This is a genomic window from Streptomyces scabichelini (genome assembly GCF_011045015.1).
Classification (GTDB): Bacteria; Actinomycetota; Actinomycetes; order Streptomycetales; family Streptomycetaceae; genus Streptomyces; species Streptomyces scabichelini.
In genome coordinates this window covers 1-12,737 of record NZ_JAAKZY010000274.1, presented here as the reverse complement: position 1 = coordinate 12,737, position 12,737 = coordinate 1, and the positions used below count along the sequence as shown (strand labels likewise).

Sequence of the window (12,737 nt, the reverse complement as noted above, 5' to 3'; positions counted from 1 at the left end):
GCCCGACGACGACCCTCTCTCCCGCGAGCGCGCCCACCTCACCCGTTCCCGCGCCGCACTCCGCGCCATGCGTGAGGACGTCGAGTCCCTCGACATCCGAGACGTCACCGCGAACTGGGTCAACGCGGAGGCCCTCACCCACCAGATCGACGAGCGCATCAAGTCCCTGGCGGACCTCTCCCACACCCCGTTGTTCTTCGGCCGCCTCGACTACCTGCACGAGCCGGGCGCCGAGCAGGCGGAAGGCGCGGAGGGCGAGCGCTTCTACATCGGCCGCCGGCACGTCCACGACGCCGACGGCGATCCCATGGTCATCGACTGGCGGGCGCCGGTCTCGCAGCCGTTCTACCGGGCCTCCAAGAAGGACCCACTGGACATCGCGCTGCGCCGCCGCTTCGGATACACGGGCGGCGACCTCACCGCGTACGAGGACGAACACCTCTCCGACCCGTCCGAGGCGGCCGCCGCCACCAGCAGGCTGCTCCAGCAGGAGATCGAGCGCCCGCGCGTCGGCCCGATGCGCGACATCGTGGCGACGATCCAGCCCGAGCAGGACGAGATCGTACGCAGCGGCCTTGGCGGCACCTTGTGCGTGCAGGGAGGTCCGGGCACCGGAAAGACGGCGGTCGGCCTGCACCGGGTCGCCTATCTCCTCTACGCCCACCGCGACCGGCTCGCCCGCACCGGCACCCTCGTCATCGGCCCGAACCGTTCCTTCCTCCACTACATCGAGCAAGTCCTGCCTGCCCTCGGCGAGTTGGAAGTCCGGCAGTCGACGGTGGACGACCTGGTCGCCCACGTGGAGGTACGCGGCACGGACGACGCCGCCGCCGCGCTCGTCAAGGGCGACGCCCGCATGGCAGAAGTCCTCCGCCGCGCCGTACGCTCCCACGTCACGATGCCGACCGAGCCGGTGGTCGTCGTACGCGGTTCGCGGCGCTGGCGCGTCCCGGCGTACGAACTGGAGGGCATCGTCCAGGAGTTGCTCGACCGCGACATCCGTTACGGCGCGGCCCGCGACGCCCTGCCGCAGCGCATCGCGCACGCCGTGCTCGTGCAGATGGAGCGGTCAGGGGAGGCCCCGGACGACCGCGTGCAGGACGCCGTCGCCCGCAACGCCGCCGTGAAGGCGGCGGTGAAGGCGGTCTGGCCGCCGGTCGACCCCGCACGGCTGGTGCTGCGCCTGCTCTCCGACGCCGACTTCCTCGCCGTACACGCGGAAGGGATCCTCACCGAGGACGAGCAGAAGACCGTCTTGTGGGCCAAGCCCGTACGGTCGCCGAAGTCCGCCAAGTGGTCCGCCGCGGACGCCGTGTTGATCGACGAGGCCACCGATCTGGTGCAGCGCACGCACTCGCTCGGGCATGTGGTGCTGGACGAGGCGCAGGACCTGTCCCCGATGCAGTACAGGGCGGTGGGGCGGCGCTGCACGACGGGTTCGGCGACCGTCCTCGGCGACCTGGCGCAGGGCACGACGCCCTGGGCAACCCGGAGTTGGGAGGAGGCGCTGGCCCACCTGGGCAAGCAGGAAGCGGTCGTGGAGGAACTGACGGCCGGCTTCCGCGTCCCGACGGACGTCATCGCCTACGCGTCCCGGCTCCTCCCGCACATCGCGCCCGGACTCACCCCGGTGGCGTCGGTCCGTGAGAACCCGGGCTTCTTCGACGTACGTACGACCGTCGCCGACACCGAAGTGGTGGACGCCTGCGGGGAGTTGCTGCGGCACGAGGGCTCGGTGGGCCTGATCGCGGCCGACGCACGCGTCCCGGTGCTGGCCAAGGCGCTCACGGCGGCAGGGATCACGTATCTCGGACCTGGCGAGGAGACGACGTACGAGACCCGTCTGACGCTGGTGCCCGCCTCGCTCGCCAAGGGCCTGGAGTACGACTACGTGGTCCTGGACGAGCCGCAGGCCGTGGTCGACGGCGAACCGGACGAACGCACCGGCCTGCGCCGCCTGTACGTGGCCCTGACCCGAGCGGTCTCGGGCCTGATCGTGACGCATACGGCACCGCTGCCGCCCCAACTGGCCTGATCCGCCTGGTCAGGTGACGGGGAGGGGCGCTGGGAGAAGGTCACTGGGACGGCATCCGCCAGTACTGCCGTTTCTTCTCGTCGCGCACGACGACTCCGAGTTTCGCCAGCTCCCTGCGCAGTTCCCGGGCATCCTCGGCGCCATCCTCCTTGCCGAGCGCCTTCGCGCGGGCCTTGAACAAGGGGTTCGCGCCCTCGGGCAGGCCCGGGGTGCCCGGGACCCAGCGCCGGAACTCGGCCAGGTGCGGGTCGGCGTCCGCCCAGGCGTAGCCATGCTCGGTGAAGGCGGCGGCGAGGCGCCGCATGGGCAGACCGCAGTCCTCCCGCGCGAGTTCCTCGCCGCCCCGGCCGAGCAGCACGAGTTGTCTGCCGTCCGGGAAGGCCAGGCGGATCTTGTCGCGCGTGAATTCCTGGGACTCGTCCCGGACGGTGAGCACCACACGGCTGGCGGAGACACGGACGGCAAGCGACTCGTGCAGCGCGATGAAGCCCATCAACAGGCCCAGCAGCGCGCCGACGGTCACCGCGCCAATGGTCAGTCCCGGCTCGGGGATCGAGTCCAGCAGCTTGGCCGGGCCCTTGAACGGCGCCCAGCGCAGGGTCACGAGCCAGCCCGCGAGAAGCCTGAGCAGCCCGCCGAGTACGGCACCGCCCGCGATGCAGACGGCCATCACGGCCCAGGTCGACTCGGCGAGCACGGTGGGCCGGCGCGCCCGGTCGCCCCCGTCCGCCCGTGCGTCCGGCTCTTTCCGCATGTCCACCCTCATACGCCCTCCACCCGTGGCCTGCTGCGCAGCCCTCAGTGTGGTGAGCGGCGGAACGCCGGGGCATCGGCCGATGGTCTACGACCGTGTGACTTTGGTATTCGGATCGGGGATTGGGTGCTGGGTGTTGGGTATGCGGTCGTCAGCCGCGCCGGGTGGCGAGTTCGTGGAAGTACTCCCGCAGTGAGCGTGGTTCGCGGCCGCGGCGGCGCGCAGGCTCGCCGGGTCGGTGAGGTCCGCGATCACCGTGCCGGCGGCGCCGCGCCTGCGAGCGGCTTCGGCCCGCCGTTCGTCACGCACCAGAGCGCGTACGTCGACGCCCCGCGCGACCAGTTCGGGCAGGACGGCACCCGCGGTGGCACCCGTCGCCCCGACCATCAGCACCTTCATGAGGCCCCCTTCGGATCGGCTACAGGGGTTCAGGGGTTCCCAGACGTGGCTCTCGGACAGCGTTCCCGGACGTGGATCCAGCTTGTCACCCGCCGCCGTCGAGGGCCCTGCGCCATTCGGCCACCGCCGACGCGGACACCGGCTCCGTCCAACCGCCGGGGCGGGCGGCGCCGCCGATGTGGAAGGCGTCGATCCCGGCGGCGCGCAACCGTGGTACGTGGTCGAGGCGGAGGCCGCCGCCGACCATGAGTTGCTGCTCGTAGCCGGGTTCGCCGCGGCGGGCCGCCTCGGTGAGCAGAGTCGGCAGACCGTCGTCCACGCCCGATGCCGAGCCCGCCGTGAGGTAGGTGTCCAGGCCGGGGAGGTCCGCGAGCTGCTTGCGCAGGGCGTCGCGGTCGGCGGCCCGGTCGATCGCGCGGTGGAACGTCCAGCGGCAGCCGTCCAGTTCGGCGGCCACCCGCTCCACCGCGGCCAGGTCCACGCCGCCGTCCGCGTCGAGGAATCCGAGTACGAACTCGTCGGCGCCCGCGCCCCGCAGTTCCTCGGCGACACGCACCAGTTCCTCGACGTCACCGGCGGCGAACCCGTCCCGCAGCCGCAGCATCACGCGCAGCGAGATGTCGACGGCGGCCCGGATCTCCGCGAACGTCCCGACCGACGGGGTGAGCCCGTCGGCCGCCATGTCGGTGACCAGTTCGAGGCGATCCGCACCCCCGGCCCGGGCGGCGACCGCGTCCTCGGCGTCGAGGGCGATCACCTCCAGGACTGCACGCTTGCTCATAGGACCTCTTCCCTTGGGGCGACAACAGGTCTAGTCCAATCGCAAGCCTACGCCCTACAGCACGTATCAGCCGAAGAGATTGAGCTCCCCCTCCTTCACCCCCGCCAGCTCATACCGCGTCCCCACCAGCGGGCGCCCCGCACAGAGCCGTACGAGTGTCGCCGCGTCGCCGATGTACCGGGCCGGCGGCCGCTCGCCGGAGACATCACCGAGCCGCAGCGGCTCGTCCACGTCGTCGAGGTCGGCGTGCAGCGGCGGGAGTCCTCGCTTGCGGCTGTACCGGGCGAGCAGGGTCAGCGCGTACGGCAGCCCTTCGCCCGCGTATGCCCCCGGCTCGCCGAATGCCTCCCGTACGTCCCCCGCGTGCACCCACTCACCGAGGGCGACCGCGTCGAGGACGCCGCCCGCCTTGGCGATCGCGGGCCCCGCCTCGCTCATCCCCCGCTCCAGCTCGTCGACGATCCGGTCCACGGACCAGTCGTCGCGCTCGGCGATGTCCCGGTCGTTCGACTCGGGCGAGAACACGCCCTCCTCGAACCGGCTCTCCACCACCCTCATCAAGGCCGCCCCGCAGTGCGCCATCACATGCCGCACGGTCCATCCCGGACAGGCGGTCCGCAGCTCGAAGTCGTTCTCGGGCCGCGACCTGAGCAGCGGAATCAGCGCGTCGCGTTCCGTGGTGAGCAGTCGCCCGGGCAGCTCGGGGTCTCGTACGTCCATGGCGTGCGTGTCGGCAGAAGTCATGGGCCCACGCTATGGGCGGCGGCGAACCGACGACAATGACTCCATGGCCGATCCCGAAGCCCTGCGGACACGCTGGCTCCACACCCTGCAAAGGGCCCGGACGACGAGCGACCCCGATCCCGCCCCGTACGCCGACGACCTCATCGCCCGCTGGTCCGAACCGCAGCGCCGCTACCACACGCTCGATCACCTGACGGCGGTCCTGGACCACATCGACGTACTGGAGAAGTACGCGGACGACCCGGACCTGGTGCGTCTCGCGGCGTGGTTCCACGACGCGGTCTACCTCCCCGACCGCTCCGAGAACGAGGAACGCTCGGCCCGCCTGGCCGAACGCGCCCTGACCGAAGTCGGTCTGCCGCCGGAGAAGACGGCCGAGGTCGCCCGCCTGGTCCGCCTCACGGTGACCCACGACCCCTCGCCCGACGACCACAACGGCCAGGTCCTCTGCGACGCCGACCTGGCGATCCTGGCAGCGCCCCCGAGAACGTACGCCGTCTACACGGCCGCCGTCCGCGAGGAGTACGCCTTCGTCCCGTCCGAGGCCTTCCGCGAGGGCCGCGCCACGGTCCTGCGCCAGCTCCTCGCCCTCCCACGGCTGTTCCGCACACCGCACGGGTCGGCGGAATGGGAGGCGACGGCGCGCTACAACATCGGCGCCGAGCTGGACCTGCTGCTCGATTGACTGGACCTGCTGCTCGGTTATTCGGTGCCGTTCCGCGAGCCGACCACCTATCGTCACCGTCATGCGAGACATGGGCGGGGATCAGGTGGAGGAAGCCGTCGCGGGCGCCGTGGCGGTGCTGCGGGCAGCGGCCGGGGAGCGGGACTGGGACTGGGACGTCAAGGCGGGCCGTCTCGACTGGAGTTGCCGCCGGACGGCGGAGCACATCGCGTCGGATCTCATCGCGTACGCGGGGCAGTTGGCCGGCCGCCCCACCGACCGGTACGTACCGTTCCGCATCAACTGCGACGAGTGCGAGAGCGCCGACGACCTCCTGGACGTGATCGAGGCGACCGGCACCCTGCTCGCCGCCGCCGTCCGCACCGCGCCGCGCGAGGCACGAGCCTTCCACCCGTACCCCTTCCGCAGCGCGAACCGCGAGGGCTTCGCCGCGATGGGCATCGCCGAGGTGCTCCTGCACACGCATGACATCGCCGAGGGTCTTGGCATCGCGTACGAGCCCCCGGCCGAGCTGTGCGAGGACGTACTCACCCGGATCTTCCCGCACGTCCAGCCGGGACCCGACCACTGGCGCACGCTCCTGTGGGCCACCGGCCGCGGTGAGCTGCCCGGTCGCGCGCCCGTCACCGAGTGGCGCTGGAACAACAACCTCGTCATCCCCGCCGAGCGGCTCACCCTGCAAGGGATCACGCCCGCTGCCGCCGCCGATCTGCAGGCCGGTGGCACGGGCGGCTTCGAGTGGATCGACGGCGGCCCTTGCGGGAACACGCGGTTCTCCGCCGGGATCGTCACGAAGGCGTACGAGGCGGGAGCGCACCGGCCGGAGTGGGGCGTGTTCGTCCTCGTGCGCAGGGAGGACGGCCGGGCCATCGGCGGCATGGGCTTCCACGGCGTACCCGACGACGAGGGCCGCGCCGAGATCGGCTACGACCTGGAGGAAGCGGCCCGCGGCAACGGCTACGCCACGGAGGCGCTGCGCGCGCTGTCCACGTGGGCGCTGGCTCGCGACGACGTGAAGCTGCTGTGCGCGAAGGTCGACCGCGACAACGCCCCTTCCCAGGGCGTGGTGTCGCGTGCGGGGTACGCCCGGGTGCGGGAGGACGGGGAGCAGTACGTGTACGAGCTCCGCAGAAGCTGAGGCCGTTCGCTCGGCTCGCTCAGAGGGGTTGCGTACCGCTCTTGCGTCTGCGCAGCCCGGCCCCGTGGAGCAGCCGCACCACCTCGCGGCTGCTGACCTCGACCGCTCCGGCGCTCACGACGTCCGTGTACCGATGCGAGGGGATGTCGTAGTGGTCCCGCTCGAAGGCCCGGCGCGGGACGCCCAACTCCGCGGCGAACGCGTGCAGTTCCTCGTACGAGACGTCGCTGATCAGGTGGGACCACATGCGGCCGTGGCCCGGCCAGGCGGGCGGGTCGATGTAGACCGTCACGAGGAGGGCGTTCCGCCGGAGCCGCCGCCGGGTTCTCCCGTCGCCGAGCCGAGCGCGCCCACCGCCGAGACCTTCACGCCCGCCTTGTGGCACACCCAGTGCGGATCGGGCCCGAGTTCCGGTTCGACGTCGAGGGCGTGCGGGTCGCCGGCGCCGCAGACGGGGCACAGCGGCCAGCGCCCGTACCGTTCGAGCAGCGCGTCCTGTACGTCCTGCGCGACCAGTCCCGCCACGTACTCGACGCCCTCCGGCCACTGCTCCACCCACCAGCGCCGCTGCACCACCGACGCCTCGACGAGCGAGACGACGTCGGCCTCGGCGACATCGCCCGCGACGAGATCGGCGAGCACGAGCGCACGGGCCGCATGCAGCGCCTGCTCCAAGGGGCTGATGGGGTAGGGGGATACGGGGTCTTCCATACGCCCATTGTGCGCCCACCACACAAACACCTGCGCGCCCGTCAGACCCGCGGCACCGTCAGGCCCGCGCGCCGTCAGGCCCGCGCGCCGTCAGGCCCGCGCGCCGTCAGGCCCGCGCGCCGTCGAGCCCGCGCGCCACCTGGCCCGCGCGCCACCTGGCCCGCCCGCCGTCAGGCCCGCCCGCCGTCAGGCCTGCGCGGCCGCCAGGGCCGCGCCCCGTAAGGGGCGCGGGGAACTGCGCGACCGGCCCCCACCGACCCGCAGTCGACCTCCCTCCGAACCACCCCCTTGACCCATCCCCGCACCGAAAATATCTTTCAAAGGTGACCCACGAAGTGAAGGAAATTTTCGCAGGCGAAGCCCCACCCGCGCCGGCGGCCCTCGCAGCCAAGGTCCGCACCCTCGCCCCGTCGATGACCCGCTCCATGCAGCGGGTCGCCGAGGCCGTGGCCGGCGACCCCGCCGGCTGCGCGGCCCTCACCGTCACCGGCCTGGCGGAGCGAACCGGCACCAGCGAGGCGACAGTGGTCCGCACCGCCCGCCTCCTCGGCTACCCCGGCTACCGCGACCTGCGCCTGGCCCTCGCCGGCCTCGCCGCGCAACAGCAGTCGGGCCGCGCCCCGGCCGTCACGGCCGACATCGCGGTCGACGACCCCATCGCGGACGTCGTGGCGAAACTGGCGTACGACGAGCAGCAGACCCTCGCCGACACCGCTGCCGGTCTGGACACCGTCCAGCTCGGCGCCGCCGTCTCCGCGCTCGCCGCCGCCCGGCGCATAGATATCTACGGAGTCGGCGCCTCCGGACTGGTCGCCCAGGACCTCCACCAGAAACTCCTGCGCATCGGCCTCATAGCCCACGCGTTCAGCGACCCACACCTCGCGGTCACCAACGCCGTGCAGCTGCGCGCCAAGGACGTGGCGATCGCGATCACGCACTCCGGTTCGACCGGGGACGTCATCGAGCCGCTGCGCGTCGCCTTCGAGCGCGGAGCGACGACCATAGCGATCACCGGTCGCCCGAAAGGGCCCGTCACGCAGTACGCGGACCACATCCTCACCACGTCGACGGCCCGCGAGAGCGAGTTGCGGCCGGCGGCCATGTCGTCCCGTACGAGCCAACTGCTCGTCGTGGACTGCCTGTTCGTCGGGGTCGCCCAGCGGACGTACGAGACGGCGGCGCCGGCGCTGGCCGCTTCGTACGAGGCGCTGGCGCACCGCCACGCTTCCGCTCCGCGGGGAGCGCGGTGAACCACAGGCCGTCTGTACGCTGCGGGCCGTACGTGGCTGGTCGCGCAGTTCCCCGCGCCCCTGAAGGGGCGCTACACCGACCCGGAGAACCAGAGAACCACCCCCGGAAAGAGCAGCCCCACATGACCTCCACCGCCGACGCCTCCTCCAACCACCGTGACCTGCGGGAGGAGTTGGAGACCCTGACCACCGAGGCGTTCCGCCCCGAGTTCGCCGAGATCGACCGACTCCCCACACTCGAGATCGCGGAGATCATGAACGGTGAGGACACCACCGTTCCGGCCGCCGTCGCGGCGCAGCTGCCGCGTATCGCCGCCGCGATCGACGCCGCCGCGGACCGTATGGCGCGCGGCGGCCGGCTGGTCTACGCGGGCGCGGGCACCGCCGGCCGCCTCGGCGTTCTCGACGCGTCCGAGTGTCCGCCCACCTTCAACACGGACCCGTCCGAGGTCGTCGGCCTGATCGCGGGTGGCCCGAGCGCCACGGTCAACTCGATCGAGGGCGCCGAGGACTCCAAGGAGCTGGCGGCCGAGGACCTGGACGTCCTGGGCATCACCGCCGACGACACGGTGGTCGGCATCTCCGCCTCGGGCCGTACGCCGTACGCGATCGGCGCGGTGGAACACGCGCGGGCACTCGGCGCCCTGACCATCGGCCTGTCCTGCAACGCGGACAGCGCGCTCGCCGCGGCCGCCGACCACGGGATCGAGGTCGTCGTGGGCCCCGAGCTGCTGACCGGCTCGACACGCCTGAAGGCGGGCACGGCGCAGAAACTGGTCCTCAACATGCTCTCTACGATCACGATGATCCGGCTGGGCAAGACGTACGGGAACCTGATGGTCGACGTACGGGCCTCGAACGACAAACTCCGGGCTCGTTCGCGTCGTATCGTCGCGCTGGCCACGGGCGCCTCCGACAACGAGATCGAGGCGGCCCTCGCCGCGACCGACGGCGAGGTGAAGAACGCGATCCTCACGATCCTGGGCAACGTGGACGGCCCGACGGCGGCCCGCCTCCTGGAGGAGAGCGAGGGCCACCTGCGCGCGGCGCTGGCAGCGGCTGCGGCAGCCCGCTGACCTCCGAGGAGCCAGGCCAGTGACCGCACGTCCGAGCCGCGACCACCCCGACCACCCGGGCCCCGACCAGACCTGCACGGCCTGCCTGGCGTGCCGGCTCGCCGCCGGGACCGAGCCCCTGCCGGGCGGGACGATCCACCGCACCGGCCTGTGGGTCGTCGAGCACTGCGTGGGCCCGCTGGCCCTCGGCACGCTGGTCGTCAAACCCCTCCGGCACGTCCTTCACGTGGCCGCTCTGACACCGGACGAGTCCGCCGAACTCGGCCCTCTCCTTCGACGGGTCAGCGCCGCCGTCACCGCCGTGATGCGGCCCGAGCAGGTCTACGTCTGCCTCTGGTCCCACGCGGGCGCCGTCCCGGGCCACATCCACTTCGTGGTACAGCCCGCGCTGAGGGACGACATCGAGCGGTACGGGGTCCACGGGCCCGCCTTGCAGACGGCCATGTTCGACGCGGGGGCCGTACCGGACGAGGAGGCTGTGGCCCACGTGTGCGAGCGGATGCGGGCGGAACTGGATTGTCAGTGGGGCGTGGGAGTCTAGGTGGGCCGACAGGAAGGGGTACCCACACCGTGAACCACGCGCAATTGACCGCCCTGGGCCGCGCCCTGCGGGTGCTCGGCGAACACGGCGACGCGTTGTCCTCCGATACGCCCGACGCGAAGCTGCACGAGGTCAAGGCCGATCTGAAGCGGGCCCTGGACCTCCTGGAGGAGACCGTCACCACGGCGAAGCCCACCACGCGCTGCGCCGAGCACCCCACGGGCCCGGTCGACGAGGACGCCCCCGACCTGTGCCTGCTGTGCGAGACGCGTCGCCGCGTCGCCCGCCGCTCGAAGGTCAACGACTCGTTTTCGCAGGGCCGCCCGGCCGCGCCGGACATCGTGGAGCGTACGAAGTCCCGGTACGGCGTACGAGGCGACCGCCCCCAGCCCCAGCAGCGCTGGCTCCCCGAGATGTGGACCGGCCAGGTCTGGCAGCTCTGCGGCACACCCCGCCGCGACAAGCAGGAAGCCGAGCTGTACCTCGCCGCCCAGCGCCGGGCCCCCCACCCCGGCATGGCCTACCGCCTGGTCCACGAGTTCACCGACTACGAGGTCCTGCGCATCTGGGGCACACCGGTGAAGGTCGACATCGAGCCGATGGGGAACCTGTAGCGCCCGGATCAGTCCGGCGGGTTCAGGCAGGGGTAGGAGACCTTCTCCTAGCCCCGAGTGGCGCCTTGCGTCGCAGACTGTTCGTCCAACAGCGGAACGATCGCTGTTGGATCGACAGTGGCGAGAAAGGGAGTCATTACTATGACCGAGCAGGTCCTTGAAGCGTTGCGCGATGCCATCAACTCGCACGAGCCGCAGCAGGTTGCGGCGTGTTTCACCGACGACTATGCGCTGGAGCGTCCGCTACGGCCACATGAGAGTTTCGTGGGCAACGAGAAGGTTCAGCAGACCTGGACCGGTATGTTCGGCCAACTGCCCGACCTCCGCGCCGAGATCCTGCGCAGCGTTCGCGACGGCGAGGAGATCTGGTCGGAGTGGGAGATGCGTGGCACGAACCCCAAGAATGAGCCGACCCTGCTGCGCGGCCCTGTCATCGTTACGGAGCGGGACGGCCGTATCAACTGGGCACGGTTCTACCTCGACCCGGTCAGCCACGCGGGCCAGACCAGCATCACCGTCTCCGAAGTCGTCGAAGCGGCTGCGGACACGGTGTTCGAGCTGCTTGCCGATCCCTCCCGACACCGCGAGATCGACGCCAGCGGCACAATCCGTGGCCATAAGACGGACAACGCCATCACCGCGGTCGGCGACAGCTTCGTCATGGCGATGCACAACGACATGTTCGGCGACTACATCATCGAGAACCATGTCGTCGTCTGCGAACCCGGGCGGGCCGTCGGCTGGGCGCCGGGCCGACCTGGAGAAAGGCCGCTCGGACATCGCTATGTGTGGCGTTTGGAGCCTCTGGGCGACAATCGCACGAAGGTCACGCAGACCTACGACTGGTCGGCGATCACAGATGCGCCGGCCATCCCGCACCTTCCGGTGCGTTCTGAAGACGAGCTCACCGAGTCGATTCGCCTCATCGGCCCTGCACTCACTTGACCGTTCGCACGCCGTTCGTTTCTAGGTGAGTTCTGCGACGGCTTCGGCCGTTGGCGCATCGGCCGGGGAGAAGATGAGTACGACATTGTCGTCGACGCCGGGAATGTCCAGGATCTGCTGAGCCAGACAGATCTCACCCACTTTCGGGTGCCGGACACGCATCGACATCGAGAAATCCCGTCCGACGTCGTGCTCGGCCCACAGCCGGGCAAAATCCTCATCCTCATGCATCAGATGGTCGGCAAGCTCAGCGATCTTCACGTAGTGATCGGCGAACATACGCAGGCAGCCAACTGCTTTGACCGCCAGTTCGCTCCAGTCCAGAAAGAAGTCCTTGGCGGCCGGCGAACCGAAGACCATGTGCACAAGGTTGTCTCGTGGGTGCAGGCTCTCGAACAGGGCGTCAGCCTGCTTGTTCGAAGCGACGATGTCCGTTGCGCCGGACAGCAGGGCCGGCACGTGCAGGGCGTCCAGCATGTGCTGCGTGTGGGAGAGGTTGGGAGGCGTTGCCGGGCGTGGCTCCGGCTCGTCGAGCGATGCCAGCCGGAGCAGGTACTGAACCTCTTCTTCGTCCAGTGCGAGAGCTCGTCCGATCCCGACGGTGACTTTCCGTGACGGACGGCGCTCTCGCCCTTGCTCGAGCCTGGTGTAGTAGTCAGTGCTGATGTCGGCAAGAATCGCGACCTCGTCCCGACGCAGGCCGGGCACCTGCCGTTGCCCCCCACGGACAAAGTCGTGTTGCTCAGGCCGCACCCGCGAGCGCCGGGCGCTCAGATACTCGGCCAGTGGTCCCCTGCCTCGATGCGATGCCGACGGTGTCACGATTCCCTCGCGCGATAGTCACCGCATCCCTGGTCACACAGGCGCGGCTGTCGTGCAGTCACCCGTGATTTTAGTCCCGGCAACTCGGCGTGGTGGCACGGGATCCTGCCGGACTGTCGACTGCCGGCCCACATACCCCAGTCACCCCCGTAACCGCCGCCCACGGCTTCCCTGTTCACGGCAACCGCCCTTCCCAGTTGATGCGCCACACCCGCGCCCGCAGCACATCCCCGGGATCCGCC

At 70.8% G+C, this 12,737-nt stretch carries 15 protein-coding genes; 8 read left to right on the top strand and 7 right to left on the bottom strand.

Going from position 1 to position 12,737, the window contains the following annotated elements; translation table 11 throughout:
* A partial coding sequence (locus G5C60_RS45285) for a HelD family protein (RefSeq protein ID WP_165269164.1) occupies positions 1–2,035 on the top strand: 2,035 nt, incomplete at its 5' end.
* Between the two features lie 40 nt (positions 2,036–2,075).
* Here G5C60_RS45285 and G5C60_RS45280 read toward each other — a convergent pair.
* The 4 genes from G5C60_RS45280 to G5C60_RS45265 form a co-directional block, all read right to left on the bottom strand.
* A complete protein-coding gene (locus G5C60_RS45280; protein ID WP_241267536.1) occupies positions 2,076–2,801 on the bottom strand; it encodes a YqeB family protein in 726 nt (241 codons plus the stop codon).
* A gap of 75 nt (positions 2,802–2,876) precedes the next feature.
* Positions 2,877–3,188 carry an NAD(P)H-binding protein gene (locus tag G5C60_RS45275; protein WP_165269162.1) on the bottom strand — a complete coding sequence of 104 codons (312 nt, stop codon included), beginning with the start codon at positions 3,186–3,188 and terminating at the stop codon, positions 2,877–2,879.
* 85 nt (positions 3,189–3,273) lie between these two features.
* The gene (locus G5C60_RS45270; RefSeq protein ID WP_165269160.1) at positions 3,274–3,969 is read right to left on the bottom strand and encodes a copper homeostasis protein CutC; all 696 of its coding nucleotides are present in this window, start codon (positions 3,967–3,969) and stop codon (positions 3,274–3,276) included.
* A gap of 66 nt (positions 3,970–4,035) precedes the next feature.
* The gene (locus G5C60_RS45265) at positions 4,036–4,713 is read right to left on the bottom strand and encodes a maleylpyruvate isomerase family mycothiol-dependent enzyme (RefSeq protein WP_165269158.1); all 678 of its coding nucleotides are present in this window, start codon (positions 4,711–4,713) and stop codon (positions 4,036–4,038) included.
* Positions 4,714–4,756: 43 nt separating this feature from the next.
* Here G5C60_RS45265 and G5C60_RS45260 point away from each other — a divergent pair, with 43 nt between their 5' ends.
* Together G5C60_RS45260 and G5C60_RS45255 are read left to right on the top strand one after the other, a co-directional pair.
* Positions 4,757–5,398, top strand: a complete 642-nt coding sequence (locus tag G5C60_RS45260) for an HD domain-containing protein (RefSeq protein ID WP_165269156.1) — start codon at positions 4,757–4,759, stop codon at positions 5,396–5,398.
* Positions 5,399–5,459: 61 nt separating this feature from the next.
* On the top strand, positions 5,460–6,536 hold the full coding sequence (locus G5C60_RS45255; protein WP_206440805.1) for a GNAT family N-acetyltransferase: 1,077 nt from the start codon (positions 5,460–5,462) through the stop codon (positions 6,534–6,536).
* Between the two features lie 19 nt (positions 6,537–6,555).
* Here the strand turns inward: G5C60_RS45255 and G5C60_RS45250 are convergent, their stop codons facing one another.
* On the bottom strand, positions 6,556–6,828 hold the full coding sequence (locus tag G5C60_RS45250; RefSeq protein ID WP_165269154.1) for a DUF4031 domain-containing protein: 273 nt from the start codon (positions 6,826–6,828) through the stop codon (positions 6,556–6,558).
* The gene (locus G5C60_RS45245) at positions 6,825–7,247 is read right to left on the bottom strand and encodes a hypothetical protein (RefSeq protein WP_165269152.1); all 423 of its coding nucleotides are present in this window, start codon (positions 7,245–7,247) and stop codon (positions 6,825–6,827) included. Before G5C60_RS45245 ends, G5C60_RS45250 begins: the two co-directional genes overlap by 4 nt.
* Positions 7,248–7,570: 323 nt before the next feature.
* Between G5C60_RS45245 and G5C60_RS45240 the strand changes: the two genes are divergently transcribed.
* The 5 genes from G5C60_RS45240 (at position 7,571) to G5C60_RS45220 (ending at position 11,673) form a co-directional block, all read left to right on the top strand.
* Positions 7,571–8,497 (top strand): MurR/RpiR family transcriptional regulator, encoded by a 927-nt coding sequence (locus G5C60_RS45240; RefSeq protein WP_338146117.1) that lies wholly within the window; start codon positions 7,571–7,573, stop codon positions 8,495–8,497.
* A gap of 122 nt (positions 8,498–8,619) precedes the next feature.
* Complete coding sequence (gene murQ / locus G5C60_RS45235) at positions 8,620–9,573, top strand: N-acetylmuramic acid 6-phosphate etherase (protein ID WP_165269150.1); 954 nt, start codon at positions 8,620–8,622, stop codon at positions 9,571–9,573.
* Between the two features lie 19 nt (positions 9,574–9,592).
* The gene (locus G5C60_RS45230; RefSeq protein WP_338146116.1) at positions 9,593–10,114 is read left to right on the top strand and encodes an HIT family protein; all 522 of its coding nucleotides are present in this window, start codon (positions 9,593–9,595) and stop codon (positions 10,112–10,114) included.
* A 29-nt stretch (positions 10,115–10,143) separates the two neighbouring features.
* Positions 10,144–10,728 (top strand): hypothetical protein, encoded by a 585-nt coding sequence (locus tag G5C60_RS45225; RefSeq protein ID WP_165269148.1) that lies wholly within the window; start codon positions 10,144–10,146, stop codon positions 10,726–10,728.
* Between the two features lie 141 nt (positions 10,729–10,869).
* Entirely contained in the window at positions 10,870–11,673 is an 804-nt protein-coding gene (locus tag G5C60_RS45220; protein WP_165269146.1) for a nuclear transport factor 2 family protein, read from the top strand.
* 21 nt (positions 11,674–11,694) lie between these two features.
* Here G5C60_RS45220 and G5C60_RS45215 read toward each other — a convergent pair whose 3' ends face one another.
* The gene (locus G5C60_RS45215; RefSeq protein ID WP_165269144.1) at positions 11,695–12,495 is read right to left on the bottom strand and encodes an MmyB family transcriptional regulator; all 801 of its coding nucleotides are present in this window, start codon (positions 12,493–12,495) and stop codon (positions 11,695–11,697) included.
* Positions 12,496–12,737: the final 242 nt, after the last annotated feature.